The organism is Saccharopolyspora cebuensis, assembly GCF_039542665.1.
GTDB lineage: Bacteria > Actinomycetota > Actinomycetes > Mycobacteriales > Pseudonocardiaceae > Saccharopolyspora > Saccharopolyspora cebuensis.
The window spans coordinates 567,591-587,512 of record NZ_BAABII010000004.1 but is presented as its reverse complement, the minus strand read 5'-3'; the positions used below and the strand labels follow the sequence as shown (position 1 = coordinate 587,512).

Sequence of the window (19,922 nt, the reverse complement as noted above, 5' to 3'; positions counted from 1 at the left end):
GAGGACCTGCCCGTGCTTGGCGGTGCGGGTGGGACCTCAGCGGTGCGAGCTCTCCGAGGACTCCTCGGACTCGACGCGCTCGGTGGGCTCCTCGTTCGGGTCGGTGTCGAACGGGTCCACCAGGTCGGCGAGGTCGCCGAGCGCGCGCAGCACCCGCTCCAGCCGGGACGGCTCGGCGTCGGCCGGGTCGAGCGCCGCCAGCACCCAGTCCTGCTCCAGCCACACCACGGTGACGTCGTGGCCGAAGTCCTCCGCCGCCGTCACCAGCGCGGGGGTGAGCAACCGGCGGGCGGCGCCGACGTCGGTGACGAAGGCGTAGCGGGAACCGACCGGCCCGAGCAGGTCGAGCTCGGAGTCCTGCGGCACCGGGACGTCGGGCAACCACAGCTCGACGGTCGCCGGGGTCCGGCGGCGGCAGCGCAGCGCGACCAGCACCGCGCGGGTCCGGCCGCCGTGGTCCAGGTCGAGCACGTAGACCTGGCGCCGCCCGTCGGTGGTGAACGTCGTGCCCGCCACCACGTCGACCGCGGTGGTGCCGCTGTGCTGGGCGAGCACGCCGCGCTCCCACCGGGTCGGCAGCACCCGGTCGGCCTCCTCGAACTGCCAGCCGCGCAGCGCCGCCCAGCGTCGTCGCTCCTTGTTGCCCGACGCGCGCTGGGAGCGGCCGGAGAGCAGCAGAGCGACACCCGCCCCGACGGCGATCGCGGCGATGACGAACCAGAGCCACGCAGGTATGCCCACACGACGCAGGGTAGTCCGATCCCCGCGCGCCGCGAAGATCAGCCGGGCAACCGACGACGAACGGCCCAGCCGCCCGACCATGACCAGCGATGACGATCACCGCTACGCGCTGCGCGAAACGCGTCGCGCGTCAGCACCCGACGGTGAGGCCGGTGTTGTCCCGGTCCACGTCGACCGTGACCACGTCGCCTTCCCGGACGTCCCCGGCCAGCAGCTTGCGCGCCAGCTCGTCCCCGATGGCCGACTGCACCGAGCGGCGCAGCGGCCGGGCGCCGTAGACCGGGTCGAAGCCGTTGAGCGCCAGCCATTCCCGCGCGGCCGGGCGCACGTCGAGGGTGAGCCTGCGCTGGGCCAGCCGCCGCGCGAGCCGGTCGACCTGGATGTCGACGATGGCGGTCAGCTCCTCGGTGGACAGCGCGTGGAACACCACCGAGTCGTCCAGCCGGTTGAGGAACTCGGGCTTGAAGTGCCCGCGCACCACCGACATCACCGCCTCGCCGCGGTCCCGCTCGGTCAGCGCCGGGTCGGCGATGGCCTGCGAGCCGAGGTTGGAGGTGAGCACCAGGATGGTGTTGCGGAAGTCCACCGTGCGGCCCTGGCCGTCGGTGAGCCTGCCGTCGTCGAGCACCTGGAGCAGCACGTCGAAGACGTCCTGGTGGGCCTTCTCCACCTCGTCGAGCAGCACCACCGAGTAGGGCCGCCTGCGCACCGCCTCGGTGAGCTGCCCGCCCTGGTCGTGGCCGACGTAGCCGGGCGGGGCGCCGACCAGCCGCGCCACCGAGTGCTTCTCGGCGTACTCGCTCATGTCGACGCGGACCATCGCCCGCTCGTCGTCGAACAGGAACTCCGCGAGCGCCTTGGCCAGCTCGGTCTTGCCGACGCCGGTCGGGCCCAGGAACAGGAACGACCCGGTCGGGCGGTCCGGGTCGGCGACCCCGGCGCGGGACCGGCGCACCGCGTCGGAGACGGCGCGGACCGCCTCCTCCTGGCCGACCACGCGGGCGCCGAGCGCCTCCTCCATGCGCAGCAGCTTGGCGGTCTCGCCCTCCAGCAGCCGCCCGGCGGGGATGCCGGTCCACGCGCTGATCACGTCGGCGATGTCGTCGGGGGTGACCTCCTCCTGGAGCATCGCCTTGCGCTCGTCCTGCGCCTCGGTGGCGGCGTCGAGCTCCTTCTCCAGCCCGGGGATGCGGCCGTAGCGCAGTTCGGCGGCCTTGCCCAGGTCGCCGTCGCGCTCGGCCCGCTCGGCCTGGCCGCGGAGCTGCTCCAACTGGGTCTTGAGGTCGCGGACCCGGTCGATGGACTCCTTCTCCTGCTGCCAGCGGGCGGTCAGCCCGGAGAGCCGCTCGCGGCGGTCGGCGAGCTCGCCGCGCAGCGCCGCCAGCCGGTCCAGGGAGGCCGGGTCGTCCTCCTTGGCCAGCGCCATCTCCTCGATCTCCAGCCGACGCACGGCGCGCTCGACCTCGTCGATCTCCACCGGCCGGGAGTCGATCTCCATCCGCAGCCGGGACGCCGCCTCGTCGACCAGGTCGATCGCCTTGTCCGGCAGGTACCGGGCGGTGATGTAGCGGTCGGACAGGGTCGCGGCGGCCACCAGCGCGCCATCGGTGATCCGCACCCCGTGGTGGACCTCGTAGCGCTCCTTGAGCCCGCGCAGGATGGCCACCGCGTCCTCCGGGCCGGGCTCGCCGACCAGGACCTGCTGGAACCGGCGCTCCAGGGCGGCATCGGTCTCGACGTGCTTGCGGTACTCGTCGAGGGTGGTGGCGCCGACCATGCGCAGCTCGCCGCGGGCCAGCATCGGCTTGATCATGTTGCCCGCGTCCATCGCGCCCTCGCCGGTCGCGCCCGCGCCGACGATGGTGTGCAGCTCGTCGATGAAGGTGATGACCTGCCCGGCCGAGTCGGTGATCTCCTTGAGCACGGCCTTGAGCCGTTCCTCGAACTCGCCGCGGTACTTCGCCCCGGCCACCATCGAGCCGAGGTCCAGCGCCACCACGCGCTTGCCGCGCAACGACTCCGGCACGTCGCCCGCGACGATCCGCTGCGCCAGGCCCTCGACGATCGCGGTCTTGCCGACGCCGGGTTCGCCGATGAGCACCGGGTTGTTCTTGGTGCGGCGGGACAGCACCTGCACCACCCGGCGGATCTCGGCGTCGCGGCCGATCACCGGGTCCAGGTCGCCCCCGCGGGCGCGGTCGGTGAGGTCCTGGCCGTACTTCGCCAACGCCTGGTAGGTGCCCTCGGGATCGGGGCTGGTGACCCGCGCCGAACCGCGCACCCGGGAGAACGCCTCGGTGAGCGCGTCGGGCGTGGCACCGTGCGCGCGGAGCAGTCCGGCGACCCGGCCGCCCTCGGCGGCGAGGCCGACGAGCAGGTGCTCGGTGGAGACGTACTCGTCGCCCATCTCGGTGGCCAGCCGCTGCGCGTGGCCGAGCGCCGCGACCGCCTCGCGGTCGAACTGCGGGGCCGACACGGTGGCGCCGCTGGCGGCGGGCAGGCCGCCGACGAGCCGCTCCAGCTCACCGCGCACCGCGGCCGGGTCGGCGCCGACGGCCGAGAGCAGCGGGGCGGTCAGCCCGTCGCCCTGGGCCAGCAGTGCGCCGAGCAGGTGGGCGGCGCCGACGTCGGGATGTCCGGCCACGGTGGCGGCCTGCACCGCCGAGGAGATCGCCTGCTGGGTCTTCGTGGTCGGGTTGAACGCGTCCATTCCTCACCTCGAGCGGTCCGGAACCGGGGCCGGGGACATCCTCCCCGGCGAACCCATGCTACTACGCAGGACCTGAGGAAAGTTGAGCTGCCGACGCTCAACTTGGCACGGCACGACACAACCCGGCTTCTTTTCGGGCAAATGTCACGCGCTGCGCTTGTCGGGGTAACGCGAGACTGATTCAGTAACCCGTCATGATGACGCATGCGCACGCAGAGTTATCCCCGCCGACGGCGGTCCTCGCCGCCGAAGGCGGGGTGCTTTCCGACGTGGAGAACGCGATCGACTCCGTGTTCACCCCGGTCTCCGACGCGTTCTACAACCTCGTGCTCGGCGAGGTCACGGTCTTCGGGCTCACCTTCCAGTGGATCGTGATCTGGCTGGCGCTCGCCGCGCTGATCTTCACCCTCGTCTTCGGGTTCATCCAGGTGCGCGAGTTCAAGCTCGCCCTCGACCTGGTGCGCGGCAAGTACACCGACGAGGACGACCCCGGCGAGATCAACCACTTCCAGGCGCTGACCGCGGCGGTGTCCGGGACCGTGGGGCTGGGCAACATCGCGGGCGTCGGCGTCGCGGTCACCATCGGCGGCGCCGGGGCGACGTTCTGGATGATCGTCTGCGGGTTCCTCGGCATGGCGACCAAGTTCGTCGAGTGCACCCTCGGCGTGAAGTACCGGGAGGTCGCCGCGGACGGCACCGTCTCCGGCGGTCCCATGCACTACCTGCGCAAGGGCCTCGCCGAGCGCATCCCCGGTGCGGCCGGGGCGGTGCTGGGCAAGGTGCTCGCGGTGCTGACCGCGGTGGGCATCCTGTTCTTCGCGCTGGCCGGCGGCAACATGTTCCAGGCCAACCAGACCTTCGCCCAGCTCCGCGACGTCACCGGCGGCGACGACGGGATCTTCGGGTCCGACGGCGCCGCCCTGATCTTCGGCATCCTGCTGGCCGCCGTCATCGGACTGGTGATCATCGGCGGGATCAAGTCCATCGGCGCGGTCACCAGCCGGCTCGTCCCGGCGATGGCCGTCATCTACGTGGTCGCCTGCCTGATCGTCATCGGCACCAACATCACCCTGGTGCCCGCCGCCGTCGGCGAGATCCTCTCCGGCGCGTTCACCCCGGAGGCCGGGCTCGGCGGCCTGATCGGCGTGCTCATCGTCGGCTTCCAGCGCGCCGCGTTCTCCAACGAGGCCGGGCTCGGCTCGTCCCCCATCGCGCACTCCGCCGTGCGCACCAAGCACCCCGCCACCGAGGGCCTGGTCGCGCTGCTGGAGCCGTTCATCGACACCGTGATCGTCTGCACCATGACGGCGCTGACCATCGTCATCGCCCGGCCGCAGTTCTGGGTCGACGCGCAGCAGACCGTGCTCTCCGGCGGCGAGACCCCGGACGGCGTCACGGTCACCTCGGAGGCCTTCGCCACCGTGCTGCCGTGGTTCCCGTACGTGCTGACCGTGGCGGTGGCGCTGTTCGCGATCTCGACGATCATCACCTGGGGCTACTACGGCCAGCGCGCCTGGCTGTACCTGTTCGGCGGCGGCAAGAGCAGCCTGCACGTCTACAACGCGCTGTTCTGCGTGTTCGTCGTGATCGGCGCGGTGCTGACGCTCAACAGCGTGCTGAACTTCGCCGACGCGGTGCTGTTCTCGCTGGCGCTGTTCAACATCATCGGGCTCTACATCATGATCCCGACGGTCAAGCGCGAACTCGCCGACTACAAGGCGCGGATCGCCTCCGGCGAAGTGGTCAAGAAGGAGAAGGTCACCGGCTGACCCCGGGCGGGCGCCCACCCGGGTGGTGGGCGTCCGCCGCCCGGCGCGGCGCCGCGATCGGCGGTGGCGCGCTCGCTACCTTCCGGCTCCGGTCCGCGTAGTCGGCACCACGCGGCGTGGTCGCGCGGACCGGACACCGGACCGTGGAGCGAGACCATGACCCCCTACGCACCGACCAGCACGGCGGCAGTGCTCGGCGCCCTCGAAGCCGAGCCGGAACGCCTCGCGCACCTCGACGACACCTGGCCCGAACTCGCCGCCGCGCTGGTCGCCCTGCACCGCGGCCACCACCGCGACCTCCCGGCCCGGGCGGTGGCCCGATGAGCCGGTTCGGCGCCGCGCTGTTCCTCGCCGGACTGGGCATCAGCGCGGTCTACCTCAGCGCCCACGCCCTCGGCCGCTGGCTCGACGAGCCCCTCACCCCGGACGACACCCCACCCCGCCCGGACCTGCACCCCCACCGCACCCGAACGAGACATGAGTGAGGGGCACCCTTGCCCAAGTAACTCGGACAAGGGTGCCCCTCACGCACTTCCCGAACGGGTGACCGTCCACCTGGACGGGTGGTGAGTGAGGGGCACCCTGTACCACGTAACGCGGTACAGGGTGCCCCTCACTCGGAAAAAGCGCCCGGGGTCAGTCCTCGCGGACCGCCTGGATGTCGATCTCCACCTTCAGGGTGGTGCCGATCGCCGCGATCCCGGTCTTGAGCGACTGGTTGAAGCTGATCGCGAAGTCCTCGCGGTGCAGCCGGGTGGTCGCCGTCGCCGAGGCGCGGGTGCCGCCCCACGGGTCCGGCCCCACCCCGGCGAACCGGGTGTCCAGCACCACCCGCCGGGTCACCCCGCACAGCGTCAGCTCGCCCGCCAGGTCCCAGCGGTCCTCGCCGCGCGGGCGCAGCCCCGTCGACCGGAACTCGATCGCCGGGTGCCGCGCCACGTCGAGGAAGTCCGCCGTGCGCAGGTGGTCGTCGCGCTGCCGGTTGCCGGTGTCGATGCTGTCCGCCGCGATCCGCACCGCGACCGACGAGGACTCCACCGGGTTGCCGATCAGCACCTCGCCCTCGAACTCGTCGAACCGGCCGTGGATGCTGCTGATCCCGAGGTGCCGCGCGGTCGCCCGGATCGAGGAGTGCGCGGCGTCGATCCGCCACGTCCCCGGCGCGGGCAGGTCGGCCCCGCCGACCCGGCGCAGCTCCACCTCGCCCAACGCCGCCGCGCCGCCCTCGTGCACCAGCGTGGTGCGGGCGACCGGCTCGTACCCCATCGCCGTGACGATCGCGGTGTAGGCGGCGGGGCGCAGCCCCGAGGCGACCACCGACCCCTGGCCGTCGCCCTGCACCCGCGCCACCTGCGTCCCCGAGCCGTCGATCACGGTCAGCACCGCCTCCGGCACCGGCCAGCCGTCCCCCGCTCGGACCTGCGCGGTCACCGCGCCGGTCCCGGCCTCCAGGTCCATCCCGAACATCCCTCCGTTCAGTCCGCTTCCGGGTAGCCGAGGGCGATGTCGTGCTCGTTGTGCTCGCCGGCCAACCGCAGCGACGACGCGTTCGGCGGGTAGCCGGTCGCGATCACCGTGTACTCCCCCGCGGGCAGGTCGGTGAAGGAGTAGCCGCCGTCGACGTCGGTGGTGGTCGCCGCGACCACCGCGCCGCCGCCGTCGAGCAGCGTCACCCGCGCGTCCGGCACCGCCACCCCGAGCTCGGCGGAGCGGACCACGCCGGTCAGCCGGCCGCCGTCCTGCAACGCCACGTCCAGCGTCTGCTGCCTGCCGTCGGCCACCTCCACCGGCGAGGCCACCGGGCGGTAGCCGGGTGCCGTCACCGTCAGCGCGTAGGAACCCCCGACCAGGTCGGCGAACGCATAGCGCCCGTCGGTCCCGGTCGGCGCGCTGGCCACCACCTCGCCGCGCACGTCGGTCAGCACGGCCATCGCCCCGGCCACCGGGGAACCCCCGGCCTGCACGAGCCCGGCGAGCCGCCCGGCGCCCAGCATCTGCACGTCGTGGCGCACCGGCCGGTCCACCACGACCACCATCGAGGCGGTCGGCTGGTAGTGGCCGCCGGAGGCGATGAGCACGTAGCTGCCGCCGTGCTCGACCGCCAGCCGGAACGCGCCGTCCTGCTCGCCGCGGGCCCGCTCGACCTGGCGCCCGTTGGCGTCGGTCAGCGTCAGCACCACGCCCGGGACCGGGTTGCCACCGGTGTCCTGCACGGTGCCGTGCACGAACAGCCCGCCGCCGTCCGCGGTCGCGGTGCCGGGCGTGGTCGGTTCGGTCCAGGCCTGCCGCACCGGTTCCTCGCGGGTCGTCGCCTCGGTCTCCCGGTCCGCCGTCGCCACCAGCGCTTCCTCCCGTTCCTCCGAACTGTCGATGGTGCTGCGCAGCGGGGTCTCCTTCAGGAACAGCACCGCGATCAGGGTCACCACCGAGATGCACGCCGAGATGAGGAAGATGTCCCCGATCGCGTCGCCGTAGGCGGCGCGCACCACGACCTGCACCGGCGCCGGCAGCGCCCCGACGTCCAGCGATCCGCTCTGCACCCCGGCCCCGGGCGGCACGCCCAGGTCGGCCAGCCCGTCGAGGATGTAGTCGGACACCCGTGCGGCCAGCACCGCGCCCAGCACCGACACCCCGGCCGACCCGCCGAGGGTCCGGAAGAAGGTGACCACCGAGGTCACCGACCCCATGTCCCGCGCGCTGGTGGTGTTCTGCACCGCCAGCACCAGGTTCTGCATCAGCATCCCCACGCCCATGCCCATCAGCGCGAGGTAGCAGCCGACCAGGACCAGATCGGTCTCGTGGTCGATCGTGCTCAGCAGGCTCATCGCCGCGATCATCAGCACCGAGCCGAGCAGCAGGAACGGCTTGATGCGGCCGGTGCGCCGGGAGATGATCTGGCCGGACGCGGTGGTCGACAGGAACATCCCGATCACCATCGGCAGCGTCATCAGCCCGGCCTCGGTGGGCGAGTAGCTGCGCGCGATCTGGAAGTACTGGCCGAGGAAGACCGCGCCGCCGAACATCGCGGTGCCCACCGCCACGGTGCCGATCGTCGCCAGCGTGACCGTCGGGTTGCGGAACATCCGCAGCGGCACGATCGGCTCGCTCACCCGGGTCTCGATGATCACGGCGATGATCAGCGAGACCAGGCCGCCGCCGACGTAGGCCGCCGTCTCCACCGACCACCAGTCGAAGGACTGGCCCGCCAGCGACACCCAGATCAGCAGCAGGCTCACGCCGCCGACCAGGAACAGCGCACCCAGCCAGTCGATCTTCACCGGGCGCTTGATCACCGGCAGCTTCAGCGTCTTGCCCAGCACGATGAACGCGATCACCGCGATCGGCACCGTGATCCAGAAGCACCAGCGCCAGCCCAGCCAGGAGGTGTCCACGATGACGCCGCCGATCAGCGGGCCGCTCACCGTGGCCACGGCGAACACCGCGCCGATGTAACCGGTGTAGCGACCGCGCTCGCGCGGCGAGACCATCGCGGCGATCACGACCTGGATCAGCGCCTGCAGACCGCCCATGCCGATGCCCTGCACCGCGCGGAAGCCGATCAGCATCTCCATGGACTGCGCGAACCCGCCGAGCACCGAGCCGACCGTGAAGATCGTGATGGCGAGCTGGTAGAGCAGCTTCTTGCTGAACAGGTCCGACAGCTTGCCCCAGATCGGGGTGCTCGCCGTGGACGTCAGCAGCATCGCGGTGACCACCCAGGTGTACTGGCTCTGGGTGCCGTCGAGATCACCGATGATGCGCGGCAGGGCGTTGGAGACGATGGTGGAGCTGAGGATGGCGACCAGCAGCGCCAGCATCAGCCCGGACATCGCCTCCAGCACCTGCCGGTGCGTCATCGGTGCAGCATCGGCGGACCCGGCGGACCCGCCGGACGTCGGCCCCGCGGCCTCCGCCTCCCGCACCGTCGAGCTGGTCATCGAGCTCCTTCCGCGTTCGAACCGCCGGCCTCGGCCGGCGCGTCGGTGGTCTTGTCCGGTCCGCTCCCCGAAGCGGTCGCCGGGTTCATCGCGTCGATCGTGTGGCGGCGGACGTCGTCCATCGCCGCGCCGAGCAGGTCCGCCAGTTCGCGCACCCGCTCGTCGTCCCAGCCGACCAGCGCCTCGCTGAGCCACTCGGCCTTGCGCCGCTCCAGCTCCGCGACCGCCTGCTCGCCCTTCGGCGTGGCCCGGAGCATCGAGACCCGGCGGTCGGCCGGGTCCGGGCGGCGCGTGATCAGGCCGGCCTGTTCGAGCTGGCCGACCTGCCTGCTCACCACCGAGGCGTCGACGACGCGGTGGTGCGCCAGGTCGGACGCCCGGCATTCACCCCGGAAGACCAGCTCGGCGAGCAGTCCGGCCGCCGCGTAGGGCACCTGGTCGGTGGTGAAGTGGCCTCGTTGCAGAGCGATCTGCTTCAGGCCCATCAGAGCGCGGAGCGGGCGGAGCAATTCGCTGCAGGTTTCCTGCGTCGGTCCCATCGCGCCCAATCCTTTAGTTGCTGCACGCAACTGTACGGAAGGTTAGTTGCTCAACGCAACCGATATTCGGCCCTCCGGCCCCCGCCCGACGCGTCCGTCCGCCGCATCCCCCCGCGCGACCAGGCATGGCGTCGCCGCGAGGACCGCCGTTGAGAGGCGCACCACAAGGGCAGCGCCGGTGCGGGCGGGGCAGGTGCGGGCGGGACTCAGAGCATGTGGTTGAGCTTGCCCAGGAGCCGCGCCAGATCGGCCAGGTCGGCGGTGGGCCAGTTGTCGAACTCGCCGAAGAGGTGGTTGCGCCGGATGGCGCGCAGCTCGGCGAAGCGGCGGCGGCCGTGCGCGGAGAGCTGGATGCGGCGAGCGCGACCGTCGTCCGGGTCGGGCACCCGCTCCAGCAGGTCGAGGTCCACGAGGGTGGCGATCTGCCTGCTGACGGTCGACTTGTCGAGCCCGGTGCGCTCGGCGACGTCCATGCCGCGCAGCGAACCGGCGTCGGCGATCACCAGCAGCAGGCTGTAGGACGCGGCGTCGAGGTCCGGGTGGACGTGCGCGGCGACGGCGGCCGACAGCGACCGCGCCCGCCGGAACATCAGCGCCAGCTCGCGCTCGATCGCCTCCGCGGCGCCGCGCCGCCGGGCATCCTCGTCGGGTGCCGCGCCGACCTCGTCCTGCTCGATCACGCCCCAACCCTACGGGTAGCGACCCGGGCCGGACCGATCGCGCGGCCGGTCAGGCGGGCTGGGTCGCGCGGCCCCAGGGCCGGTCGGCCTCCTTCGCGTCGAAGTAGTCACCGCCCTTGCGGCGGGCGTCGTCGGTGCCCCAGCTCCGCTCGTGCGGCATCGGGACCAGCCGCGGGATGTGCTTGCGGCAGTGCAGGTAGGCCTCCTCGACCTGCACCACGACCCAGCGCTGCGGACTGCGGCCGGGCGCGGACCCGGTCGGCAGCGAGGGGTGGATGGCGCGCAGGTCGCCGTCCTCGACGATGCGGGCCTTGCCGTTGACGTGCAGCCCGATGAGGGCCTCGGCGAAGTCGACCAGCAGGATGCCGACGTGCGGGTTCTCGCTGATGTTGCCGAGGCTGGCGTGCACGCCGTTGCCGCGGTACTCCGGGTAGGCCAGGTGCCGTTCGCCGAGCACCTCGACGAAGCCGGGCGGGCCGGCGCGCAGCGTGCTGTCGCACTCGCCCCGGGCGTCGGCGGTCGCGACGAAGGCGAGCTCCATCCGGCCGATGAACTCCCGCATCCGCGGGTTGAGGTGGTCGAGGACCTGCTCGTCGTAGAATCGGCGGGCGCGCTGCTCGGTGCCGTAGGCGGCCTGCAGCAGGTGTTCACCCGCGGAACCGGGCAGCGGTGCCGAACCGCCGGCGAACGGGTCGCCGGGGCTCGTCGCGGACGCCGGGACGGCTCGCCGATCGGTCGGGGGCGGCGGGTCGGACAGCTCCAGCGCGAGCAGCTCCGGGTCCGCGGTTCCACTCGGGGGCATGGAATCCGGGATCACGGCCGACACGGTGCCACGCCACCCATGTGCCGGACAACGACGTCCCGGAGGTTCCCCCCTTAGGTCCATGCGATCTCTACAAGAAGTAGTTAAGAATCCCTCAAAAGTGGCATCAAGGCACACGCGGAGCCCAGCAGAGGTTAGGGTCCCGGGTAGTCGGGGGACGTGTACCAAGAGCGATCTGCGCCAGTGCCGGAGAATGTGCCAGTGCCGACAGGCCGCCAACGTGGAGAAGACTGCCCCTCACCATGACCTCGAACGCCGACGCCGTACTGAGCCCCGGGCCGCCCCCGAACCGCGACTCCGAGCCCACCACCGGTGTGGACCGGATGGTGCGGCTGATCCGCGAGAGCTGGGCGGTCGTCGAACCCCACTCCGACGACGTGGCGCGGTTCTTCTACGGGATGCTGTTCAGCCTGTCCCCGGCGACCCGCGAGCTGTTCGCGGTCAACATGGAGGTGCAGCGCAGCCGGCTGCTGCGGGCGCTGGTGCACGTCATCCAGATGGTCGACCGGCCGGACGAGCTGCTGCCCTTCCTGCACCAGCTCGGCCGCGACCACCGCAAGTTCGGCGTCATCGCCGTGCACTACGAAGCGGTGGGCACCGCGCTGCTGGCCGCGATCAAGAAGTACGCGGGTGACACCTGGACCCCGCACGTCGAGCGGGCCTGGGCCGAGGCCTACACCGTGATGGCCTCGGCGATGACCGAAGCGGCCAGCAACGACGAGGGCCCCGCCTGGTACAACGGCGAGATCGTCCAGCACGAGCGGCTGAGCTGGGACATCGCCGTGATCCGGATCCGCACCGACCACCCGGTGCCCTACCACGCCGGGCAGTACGTCAGCGTCGAAGTCCCGCAGCGGCCGCGCCTGTGGCGCTACCTCACGCCGGCCAACGCCCCGAGCGACGACGGCACCCTGGAGTTCCACGTCCGCTCCGTGCACGGCGGCTGGGTGAGCCGGGCGCTGGTCGCCCACGCCCGGCCGGGGGACCAGTGGCGGATCGGTGCCCCGATGGGGCGGCTCGGCGTCGACCGGGAGCACGGCCGCGACGTGGTGATGGTCGCGGGCGGCACCGGGCTCACCCCGATGCGCTCGATCATCGACGACCTCGCCCAGTACGGCGAGAACCCGCGCGTCCACCTCTTCTACGGCGGTCGCACCCGCGAGGACCTCTACGAGCTGGAGAACCTCCAGCGGGTCGCGGTGAGCAACCCGTGGCTGTCGGTCACCCCGGTGCTGGAGAACGACCCGAACGTCTCCGGGGTCGAGCACGGCACCCTCGCCGAGGTCGTGACCCGCTACGGCGGCGCCTGGGAGGACCGCGACGTGCTGGTCAGCGGATCCCCGGCGATGATCCGGGCGACCGTGTCGAAGATGCTGGTGGCGGGAACGGCGCTGGACCGGATCCACTACGACCCGTTCGCCCTGGACTGATCCGCCCCGCGCGGAGGCCGTCCGCGCGACCCGCACCCGAGGTCGAACTGGGTGAGGGGCACCTCCAGCCGACCATGCCGGATGGAGGTGCCCTCACTCAGCACGCTGCCGGGTGACGATCACCCGTTCGGGACGTGAGTGAGGGGCACCCTTGTCCCAGTTACTTGGGCAAGGGTGCCCCTCACTCAGTTCGCGGTCAGCGCTTGCGGTCAGCGCTTGCGGTCGGGGCGCCAGACGACGAGGGCCGTCTCCTGGTGGATCGGGACCAGGTCGCGGCGGTACGAGGCGTGGACCTGGGCCGCCACCTGCTCGGCGGCGCCGTAGGCGGCGGCCAGCTCCTCGGTCAGCTCGCGGACCTTGTCGCGGAGGGCGTCCACCTGGTTCTCCAGGTCGATGATCCGCTTGATCCCGGCGAGGTTGACGCCTTCCTCCTGGGACAGCCGCTGCACCTCGCGCAGCAGCGCGATGTCCCGGAACGAGTAGCGCCTCCCACCTGCGGGGGTGCGGCCGGGCGAGACCAGCCCGAGCCGGTCGTAGCTGCGCAGCGTCTGCGCGTGCAGGCCGGACAGCTCGGCGGCCACCGAGATCACGAACATGGGCGTGTCCTCGTTGGCCCCGGGCGGGAACCCCGGCGGCACGGATGCGCCTCGACCGGCCATGACTACCTCCCGAGCAGCTCGTCCAAGTCCTGCCGCGGATCGTGGTCGGCGGTGGCCTCGGCGTAGGCCTCCAGCGCTTCGGCCGCCTTCCCGTCGAGCTTCGACGGGACCGCCACCTGCAGGGTGACCAGCAGGTCGCCGTGGGTGCCGTCCTTGCGGCCGACGCCCTTGCCGCGCACCCGCAGGATCCGTCCGGTGCCCGTGCCCGCCGCCACCCGCAGCGAGACCTTCCCGTCGAGCGTCGGCACGGTCAACGTAGTGCCCAGGGCCAGCTCCGGGAAGGTGACCGGCACCGTGATCGTCAGATCATCACCGGATCGTCCGAACACCCGGTGCGGCGCGACGTGCACCACCACGAACAGGTCACCGGCCGCGGCGCCGTTGCGCCCCGGCTCGCCCTGCCCGGCGAGCCGGATGCGCTGCCCGTCGGACACCCCGGCCGGGATGCGCACGGTCAGCGTCCGGCTGCGGGTGCTGACGCCCTCGCCCCGGCACTCGGTGCACGGGTCGTCGATGACCTTCCCGCGCCCCTGGCAGTCCGGGCACGCCTCGCTGAACGCGAACGCGCCCTGGTTGCGGGTGACCAGCCCGGAGCCGTCGCAGGTGGAGCACCCGCGCGGGCGGGTCCCCGGCCTGGCCCCCGAGCCGTGGCAGGTCGAGCACGTGGCCGGGCTGGACAGCCGCAGCGGCACGGTCGCCCCGCGCACCGACTCGGCGAAGTCGATGCGGACCTCGGTCTCCACGTCGGCACCGCGCCGCGGCCGGTTGGCCGTGGTCGAACCGCCGCCGGAGCGCCGGTTGCCGAACAGGCCGCCGAACAGGTCGCCGAGGCCGCCCGCGCCGCCGCCGGTGGTGGTCTGGCCGCCACCGAAGAGGTCACCGATGTCGAAGCCCCCGGTACCTCCGCCGCCGAAACCGCCGAAGCCGCCCTGGCCGCCTCCGCCGCCGAAACCGCCGGAGCCGAACAGCCGCCGCGACTCGTCGTACTGCTTGCGCTTGTCCGGGTCGGAGAGCACGCCGTAGGCCTCGGAGACGGCCTTGAACCGGTTCTCCGCCTGGGCGTTGCCGGGGTTGGCGTCGGGGTGGTTCTCCCGGGCCAGCTTCCGGTACGCCTTCTTGATCTCGTCCGCGCTCGCTCCGGAGGAGACGCCCAGATCGGCGTAGTAATCCTTGTTGAGCCACTCCCGCGCGCTCACCCGGCGCCCCTCCTTCCGACCTGATCGGCCACGTACCCGCCCGCGGGACCGCGGCGGTGGCGGCCGGGCGCGGTCACCCGGCCACCACCGCGCGCGGGATCATCCCTGCGCGCTGCCATCGGCCTCGTCCGCGGCGGGCTCGGCGGCCGGTTCGTGATCGGTCACCGCGACCATCGCGGGCCGCAGCACCCGGTCGTCGAAGCGGTAGCCGCGGCGCAGCACGGTGGTCACCGTCGGCCCGGAGACCTCCGGCGAGGTGGCGTGCTGCACGGCCTCGTGCACCGACGGGTCGAACTCGTCGCCCTCGGCGCCGAACGGCTCCAGGCCCGCCGCGCCCAGCGACGCGATCAGCTTGTCGGTGACCGCCTTGAACGCGCCGGTGAGGTCGCCGTGCGCCTCGGCCCGCTCCACGTCGTCGAGCACCGTCAGCAGGTCGCTCGCCACCCCCGCCTTCGCGGTGCTGATCACGGCCTCGCGGTCGCGCTCCACCCGCTTGCGGTAGTTGGCGTACTCGGCGGTCACCCGCTTGAGGTCGGCGGTCAGCTCGTCGACCTGCTGCTGCAGCGCCGCCTGCGCGCCGTCCTGCCCGGCACCGGAGTCCTCCTGCGGCGCGGCCTGCTCGGCCTGCTGCTGGAGGAGCTCCTCGTCGAGCGTTCCGGACATGCTCTCGGCCACCTGCGTCTCTCCTCCGTCCTCGGGCACCCGCCGCTGCCCGGTCTCGGGATCGATCCGCCGCCGGTCCCGGACCACGACGGGCTCCTGCTCGCCTTCGTCTCGTGACATCCCTGGCCCGTCCGCGGTCACTTCTTCTTCTCGTCCTCGTCGTCGACGATCTCGGCGTCCACCACGTCCTCGTCCTTGCCGGAGGTCGAGCCGGTGGAGCCGGTGGAGGTGGACTCACCGCCGGTGGCCCCGGCGTCGGCGCCCGCGGCGTTCGCCCCGGCGTCGGCGTAGAGGGCCTGGCCCAGCGCCTGGGACTCGGTGGCGAGCTTCTCCACCGCGGCCTTGATCGCGGCGACGTCCTCGCCCTTGAGCGCCTCGTTGACCTCGCCGATCGCGCCCTGGACCTTCTCCTTGGCCTCGGCGGGCAGCTTCTCGTCGTTGTCCTTGAGGACCTTCTCGGTCTGGTAGACGAGGGTCTCGGCCTGGTTGCGGGCCTCGGCCTCCTCGCGGCGCTGCTTGTCCTCCTCCGCGTGGGCCTCGGCGTCCTTGACCATCCGGTCGATGTCGTCCTTCGGCAGCGCGGAGCCGCCGGTGATGGTCATCGACTGCTCCTTGCCGGTGCCCAGGTCCTTGGCGGAGACGTGCACGATGCCGTTGGCGTCGATGTCGAAGGTGACCTCGATCTGCGGCACCCCGCGCGGCGCGGGCGGCAGGCCGGTCAGCTCGAACATGCCGAGCTTCTTGTTGTGCGCGGCGATCTCGCGCTCGCCCTGGAAGACCTGGATCTGCACCGACGGCTGGTTGTCGTCGGCGGTGGTGAAGGTCTCGGAGCGCTTGGTCGGGATCGTGGTGTTGCGCTCGATCAGCTTCGTCATGATGCCTCCCTTGGTCTCGATGCCCAGGGACAGCGGGGTGACGTCGAGCAGCAGGACGTCCTTGACCTCACCGCGCATCACACCGGCCTGGAGGCTGGCGCCGACCGCCACGACCTCGTCCGGGTTGACGCCCTTGTTCGGCTCCTTGCCGTCGGTCAGCTCCTTGACCAGGTCGCTGACCGCGGGCATCCGGGTGGAACCGCCGACCATCACCACGTGGTCGATGTCGTCGACCTTGACGCCGGCGTCGCGGATGACCGCCTCGAACGGCTTGCGGGTGCGCTCCAGCAGGTCGGAGGTGATCCGCTGGAACTCCGCCCGGGACAGCGTCTCGTCGAGGAACATCGGGTTCTTGTCCGCGTCGACGGTGATGTACGGGAGGTTGATGTTGGCCGTGGAGGAGCTGGACAGCTCGATCTTGGCCTTCTCGGCGGCCTCCTTGATGCGCTGGAGGGCCATCCGGTCCTTGGTCAGGTCGATGCCGTTGGAGGACTTGAACTTGTCCACCAGCCACTCGACGATGCGCTCGTCCCAGTCGTCACCACCGAGGTGGTTATCACCGCTGGTCGCGCGGACCTCGACGACGCCCTCGCCGATCTCCAGCAGCGAGACGTCGAAGGTGCCACCACCGAGGTCGAAGACCAGGATGGTCTGCTCCTTCTCGCCCTTGTCCAGGCCGTAGGCCAGCGCCGCCGCGGTCGGCTCGTTGACGATGCGCAGCACGTTGAGGCCCGCGATCTGGCCGGCCTCCTTGGTGGCCTGCCGCTGCGCGTCCTCGAAGTACGCCGGGACCGTGATCACCGCGTCGGTGACGTCCTCGCCCAGGTAGGACTCGGCGTCCCGCTTGAGCTTCATCAGCACGCGGGCGCTGATCTCCTGCGGGGTGTAGTCCTTGTCGTCGATGCCGACCTTCCAGTCGGTGCCCATGTGGCGCTTGACCGACCGGATGGTGCGATCGACGTTGGTGACCGCCTGGTTCTTCGCTGGCTGCCCGGTGAGGATCTCGCCGTTCTTCGCGAAGGCCACGATGGACGGGGTGGTCCGCGAGCCCTCGGAGTTGGCGATCACCGTCGACTCACCGCCCTCCAGGACGGAAACGACGGAGTTGGTCGTCCCCAGGTCGATGCCGACCGCTCGCGCCATGAAAGGTTCCTCCTGCTCTACACCTGTGCGCCCAAGGGTCCATACCCTTGAGCCTTGCTCACTCAAGTTCTACCGACCGCGGGTCGCGGACGTCAAACCGGGTTGAGCACCTGCCGCTCAACCTTCCTGCCGACCCAACGTCCGACCAGCCCCGGGAGTTCCCGCCCGACCGCCCCGGACCGGAGCGAGGTGCGCCGCCTCACCCGGACGGGGGCGGGTCAGTCGGCGCGGACTTCGATGTCGCCGCTGCCGGTGGACAGCTCCAGGGAGCGCGGCGCGTCCCGCTGCTCGGCGACCTCCACGTCGGCGGAGCCGCTGCCGGTGTCGGTGAGCACCCGGTAGGCGCCGTCGGGCACGGTCAGCTCGATCCCGCCGCTGCCGGTCTCCACCAGCACGGCCTCCGGCGCCTCGGCGACCAGCTCGACCTCCCCGGAACCGGTGTGCGCGCGCAGCGACCGGCCGCGCAGCCCCTCGCCCTCGATCCGGCCGCTGCCCGTCTCCGCCACCAGGTCGCCGTCGACGTCGGCGAGCTCGATCCCGCCCGAGCTGGTCCGCACGTCGACCGGTCCGGCGACGCCGCGCACGTCGATCTCACCGGAACCGGTCTCGGCCCGCACCGCGCCCATCCCGTGCACCCGCAGGTCACCGGAGCCGAGCCGCCCCGAGACCTCGACCGGTTCCGGCAGCTCGACGACGTAGTCCACCGAGCAGCCCCGCCCGCAGTCGGTGTCCAGGACCAGCCGGGAGCCCATCCGCCGGTGCGCCTCGTCCTCCGCGCCCGAGCCGAACCAGCTCCGGCTGACCGTCGCGGTGACCTCGCCCCGGCTGCCCGGCACGTGGCGCACCTCGACGTCGCCGCGACCGCCCTCCAGCACGACCGAGTCGATGCCCACGACCACGTCGGTGCTCGTGGCCTCGGACCTCGCCCCCCAGCTCAGCACCGCGCCGCCGAGCAGCACCAGCGCCGCTCCGCCGACCGCAATCCCCACTCGCACCGCAACCCCCTCGTGGTCGTCCCGATCGACGCTAGGCCGGTGCGCGCCCGGCCCGCATCGGGGAGATCCCCCACGCACCAGCACAGCGCATCGGGGCGTCCCGGTGGGGTGGATTCAGGAACCGAGCTCGTCGCGGGCGGCTTCGAAGGCGCTCAGCGCGGCGTCGTCGAACAGCACGAAGCGCACGTCCGCGACGTCGGTCGGGGTCTCCCGCACGGTGCGCAGCGCGATCCGGGCCGCCTCGTCGAGCGGGTAGCGGTAGATGCCGGTGGAGATGGCCGGGAACGCGACGCTGCCCGCGCCGAGCTCGTCGGCCACCCGCAGCGAGGAGCGGTAGCAGTCCGCGAGCTGCGCGGAGCGGTCGGCGGACTGGGCGTAGGTGGGCCCGACGGTGTGGATCACCCAGCGCGCCGGGAGCTCGCCCGCGGTGGTGGGCACGGCCTGCCCGGTGGGCAGCCCGTCCGGGTAGTCGCGGGTGCGCAGCAGCTCGCACTCGGCGAGGATCGCCGGACCGCCGCGGCGGTGGATCGCCCCGTCCACCCCGCCCCCGCCGAGCAGGCCGGAGTTCGCGGCGTTGACCACCGCGTCGACCTGCTGCTCGGTGATGTCGCCCCGCAGCAACGAGATCCGCATGGCCGCAGTGTCCTCCCGGACGAGCCCCCGGGCGACCCGGAACCCGCCCGCCAGCCAGGAACCCGCCCGCCAGCGGGTGCCCGCCCGGCGGGCGGCACGACCGCGTCCGCACCGCCCGCTCCGGCAGCCGCGTCACCCGTTCGAGACGTGAGTGAGGGGCACCCTTGTCCGAGTTACTTGGGCAAGGGTGCCCCTCACTCACGTCCACCGCACCCGTTCGGCGCAGCGCGCGGTTCAGCCGTCCCGGAGGCGCATGATGGCCCGGAGGGACTGGTGCAGGGCCTCCGGGTCCGGCGGCTCGTCGGCGATCAGGGCTTGCACCAGGAAGCCGTCGACGGCGGCGAGCAGCACCCGCACCGCCACCGGGTCGCCGCCGCAGGCGTCGCCGAAGTAGCCGGACGCGACGTCGATCCAGCGGCGCGCGGCGGGGCGCAGCGCGGGACGGCGGGCCGCCAGCAGGTACAGCTCGTACTCGGCGATGGTCCGCTCCCGGTGGTCCCGGACCATCGCGACCAGCAGGTCGGCCACCGCACCGGGCCAGTCCTCGGGGTCGTCGACCCGTTCGCGCAGCGCGTCGACGTCGGCGACCAGCGCGTCCACGCCGTCCAGCAGCGCCGCCACCAGCAGCTCGTCGATGCCGTCGAAGTAGTAGGCGATGGAGGCGGGCGGCACCTCGGCCTCGCGGGCCACGACGCGGTGGCTGATCGCGGCCACCCCGTCGCGGGCGACCACCCGCAGCGCGGCGTCGATGATCGCCCGGCGCCGCCGCTCGCCCTTGGCGCGCCTGCCGTCGGTCTCGGCGCTCAATGCGCGCCGCCGAGTTCGAGCGCCACCACGCCGCCGACGATCATGAGGATGCCGCCGATCTGCACGGCGGTGATGGTCTCACCGAGGAACAGCGCGCCGACGATCGCCACCAGCGCGACCCCGGCCCCGGCCCAGATCGCGTAGGCGACGCCGATCGGCAGCCCGAGCTTGAGCACGTAGGCCAGCGCGCTGAACGCGGCGACGTAGCCGATCACGACGAACACCGTGGGCAGCGGCTTGCTGAAGCCCTCGGAGTACTTCAGCGAGATCGTCGCGAAGACCTCGCTGACGATCGCCACGGCCAGGAGCAGGTACGCCACG

Annotated in this window: 19 protein-coding genes; 4 read left to right on the top strand and 15 right to left on the bottom strand. The window is 72.2% G+C overall.

Annotation, left to right across the window (positions count from 1 at the left end):
- Positions 1-36: 36 nt before the first annotated feature.
- Both ABD976_RS09470 and clpB read right to left on the bottom strand, forming a co-directional pair.
- Positions 37-741 (bottom strand): type III secretion system chaperone family protein, encoded by a 705-nt coding sequence (locus tag ABD976_RS09470; RefSeq protein ID WP_345360422.1) that lies wholly within the window; start codon positions 739-741, stop codon positions 37-39.
- Between the two features lie 130 nt (positions 742-871).
- Positions 872-3,451, bottom strand: a complete 2,580-nt coding sequence (clpB, locus tag ABD976_RS09465; RefSeq protein ID WP_345360419.1) for an ATP-dependent chaperone ClpB — start codon at positions 3,449-3,451, stop codon at positions 872-874.
- A 197-nt stretch (positions 3,452-3,648) separates the two neighbouring features.
- Here clpB and ABD976_RS09460 point away from each other — a divergent pair, with 197 nt between their 5' ends.
- The 3 genes from ABD976_RS09460 (at position 3,649) to ABD976_RS09450 (ending at position 5,705) form a co-directional block, all read left to right on the top strand.
- The gene (locus ABD976_RS09460; protein ID WP_345360416.1) at positions 3,649-5,220 is read left to right on the top strand and encodes an alanine/glycine:cation symporter family protein; all 1,572 of its coding nucleotides are present in this window, start codon (positions 3,649-3,651) and stop codon (positions 5,218-5,220) included.
- A 156-nt stretch (positions 5,221-5,376) separates the two neighbouring features.
- Positions 5,377-5,544: a hypothetical protein gene (locus ABD976_RS09455; RefSeq protein ID WP_345360413.1), complete on the top strand. Its 168-nt coding sequence runs from the start codon at positions 5,377-5,379 to the stop codon at positions 5,542-5,544.
- A complete protein-coding gene (locus ABD976_RS09450) occupies positions 5,541-5,705 on the top strand; it encodes a hypothetical protein (protein ID WP_345360410.1) in 165 nt (54 codons plus the stop codon). Before ABD976_RS09455 ends, ABD976_RS09450 begins: the two co-directional genes overlap by 4 nt.
- A gap of 151 nt (positions 5,706-5,856) precedes the next feature.
- Here ABD976_RS09450 and ABD976_RS09445 read toward each other — a convergent pair whose 3' ends face one another.
- From ABD976_RS09445 to ABD976_RS09425, 5 genes are all read right to left on the bottom strand, one after another.
- On the bottom strand, positions 5,857-6,687 hold the full coding sequence (locus tag ABD976_RS09445) for a YceI family protein (protein ID WP_345360407.1): 831 nt from the start codon (positions 6,685-6,687) through the stop codon (positions 5,857-5,859).
- Positions 6,688-6,695: 8 nt separating this feature from the next.
- Positions 6,696-9,077 (bottom strand): MFS transporter, encoded by a 2,382-nt coding sequence (locus ABD976_RS09440; protein WP_345360630.1) that lies wholly within the window; start codon positions 9,075-9,077, stop codon positions 6,696-6,698.
- A gap of 77 nt (positions 9,078-9,154) precedes the next feature.
- A complete protein-coding gene (locus ABD976_RS09435; RefSeq protein WP_345360404.1) occupies positions 9,155-9,697 on the bottom strand; it encodes a MarR family winged helix-turn-helix transcriptional regulator in 543 nt (180 codons plus the stop codon).
- 206 nt (positions 9,698-9,903) lie between these two features.
- Complete coding sequence (locus tag ABD976_RS09430; RefSeq protein ID WP_345360402.1) at positions 9,904-10,377, bottom strand: MarR family winged helix-turn-helix transcriptional regulator; 474 nt, start codon at positions 10,375-10,377, stop codon at positions 9,904-9,906.
- Between the two features lie 49 nt (positions 10,378-10,426).
- The gene (locus ABD976_RS09425) at positions 10,427-11,179 is read right to left on the bottom strand and encodes a pyridoxamine 5'-phosphate oxidase family protein (RefSeq protein ID WP_345360399.1); all 753 of its coding nucleotides are present in this window, start codon (positions 11,177-11,179) and stop codon (positions 10,427-10,429) included.
- Between the two features lie 344 nt (positions 11,180-11,523).
- Between ABD976_RS09425 and ABD976_RS09420 the strand changes: the two genes are divergently transcribed.
- Positions 11,524-12,630, top strand: coding sequence for an FAD-binding oxidoreductase (locus ABD976_RS09420; RefSeq protein WP_345360627.1), 1,107 nt, complete (start codon positions 11,524-11,526; stop codon positions 12,628-12,630).
- Between the two features lie 209 nt (positions 12,631-12,839).
- Here the strand turns inward: ABD976_RS09420 and ABD976_RS09415 are convergent, their stop codons facing one another.
- The 8 genes from ABD976_RS09415 to ABD976_RS09380 all read right to left on the bottom strand — a co-directional run bounded on the left by ABD976_RS09415 (position 12,840) and on the right by ABD976_RS09380 (position 19,921).
- The gene (locus ABD976_RS09415) at positions 12,840-13,289 is read right to left on the bottom strand and encodes a heat shock protein transcriptional repressor HspR (protein ID WP_345360396.1); all 450 of its coding nucleotides are present in this window, start codon (positions 13,287-13,289) and stop codon (positions 12,840-12,842) included.
- A 2-nt stretch (positions 13,290-13,291) separates the two neighbouring features.
- Positions 13,292-14,485, bottom strand: coding sequence for a molecular chaperone DnaJ (dnaJ, locus tag ABD976_RS09410; RefSeq protein WP_345360393.1), 1,194 nt, complete (start codon positions 14,483-14,485; stop codon positions 13,292-13,294).
- 99 nt (positions 14,486-14,584) lie between these two features.
- On the bottom strand, positions 14,585-15,268 hold the full coding sequence (grpE, locus tag ABD976_RS09405; protein WP_345360390.1) for a nucleotide exchange factor GrpE: 684 nt from the start codon (positions 15,266-15,268) through the stop codon (positions 14,585-14,587).
- Between the two features lie 17 nt (positions 15,269-15,285).
- A complete protein-coding gene (gene dnaK, locus ABD976_RS09400) occupies positions 15,286-17,166 on the bottom strand; it encodes a molecular chaperone DnaK (protein ID WP_345360387.1) in 1,881 nt (626 codons plus the stop codon).
- Between the two features lie 218 nt (positions 17,167-17,384).
- A complete protein-coding gene (locus ABD976_RS09395) occupies positions 17,385-18,161 on the bottom strand; it encodes a DUF4097 family beta strand repeat-containing protein (RefSeq protein ID WP_345360384.1) in 777 nt (258 codons plus the stop codon).
- 114 nt (positions 18,162-18,275) lie between these two features.
- Positions 18,276-18,794: an O-acetyl-ADP-ribose deacetylase gene (locus tag ABD976_RS09390; RefSeq protein ID WP_345360381.1), complete on the bottom strand. Its 519-nt coding sequence runs from the start codon at positions 18,792-18,794 to the stop codon at positions 18,276-18,278.
- 234 nt (positions 18,795-19,028) lie between these two features.
- On the bottom strand, positions 19,029-19,601 hold the full coding sequence (locus ABD976_RS09385; protein WP_345360378.1) for a TetR/AcrR family transcriptional regulator: 573 nt from the start codon (positions 19,599-19,601) through the stop codon (positions 19,029-19,031).
- A complete protein-coding gene (locus tag ABD976_RS09380; RefSeq protein ID WP_345360375.1) occupies positions 19,598-19,921 on the bottom strand; it encodes a DMT family transporter in 324 nt (107 codons plus the stop codon). Before ABD976_RS09380 ends, ABD976_RS09385 begins: the two co-directional genes overlap by 4 nt.
- Position 19,922 lies beyond the last annotated feature (1 nt).

Excerpts from the sequence above, each read along its gene's own strand:
- clpB (WP_345360419.1), bottom strand. The coding sequence starts at position 3,451 with ATGGACGCGTTCAACCCGACCACGAAGACCCAGCAGGCGATCTCCTCG.
- ABD976_RS09460 (WP_345360416.1), top strand. The coding sequence starts at position 3,649 with ATGACGCATGCGCACGCAGAGTTATCCCCGCCGACGGCGGTCCTCGCC.
- ABD976_RS09455 (WP_345360413.1), top strand. The coding sequence starts at position 5,377 with ATGACCCCCTACGCACCGACCAGCACGGCGGCAGTGCTCGGCGCCCTC.
- ABD976_RS09450 (WP_345360410.1), top strand. The coding sequence starts at position 5,541 with ATGAGCCGGTTCGGCGCCGCGCTGTTCCTCGCCGGACTGGGCATCAGC.
- ABD976_RS09445 (WP_345360407.1), bottom strand. The coding sequence starts at position 6,687 with ATGTTCGGGATGGACCTGGAGGCCGGGACCGGCGCGGTGACCGCGCAG.
- ABD976_RS09440 (WP_345360630.1), bottom strand. The coding sequence starts at position 9,077 with ATGACGCACCGGCAGGTGCTGGAGGCGATGTCCGGGCTGATGCTGGCG.
- ABD976_RS09435 (WP_345360404.1), bottom strand. The coding sequence starts at position 9,697 with ATGGGACCGACGCAGGAAACCTGCAGCGAATTGCTCCGCCCGCTCCGC.
- ABD976_RS09425 (WP_345360399.1), bottom strand. The coding sequence starts at position 11,179 with ATGCCCCCGAGTGGAACCGCGGACCCGGAGCTGCTCGCGCTGGAGCTG.
- ABD976_RS09420 (WP_345360627.1), top strand. The coding sequence starts at position 11,524 with ATGGTGCGGCTGATCCGCGAGAGCTGGGCGGTCGTCGAACCCCACTCC.
- ABD976_RS09415 (WP_345360396.1), bottom strand. The coding sequence starts at position 13,289 with ATGGCCGGTCGAGGCGCATCCGTGCCGCCGGGGTTCCCGCCCGGGGCC.
- grpE (WP_345360390.1), bottom strand. The coding sequence starts at position 15,268 with ATGTCACGAGACGAAGGCGAGCAGGAGCCCGTCGTGGTCCGGGACCGG.
- dnaK (WP_345360387.1), bottom strand. The coding sequence starts at position 17,166 with ATGGCGCGAGCGGTCGGCATCGACCTGGGGACGACCAACTCCGTCGTT.
- ABD976_RS09390 (WP_345360381.1), bottom strand. The coding sequence starts at position 18,794 with ATGCGGATCTCGTTGCTGCGGGGCGACATCACCGAGCAGCAGGTCGAC.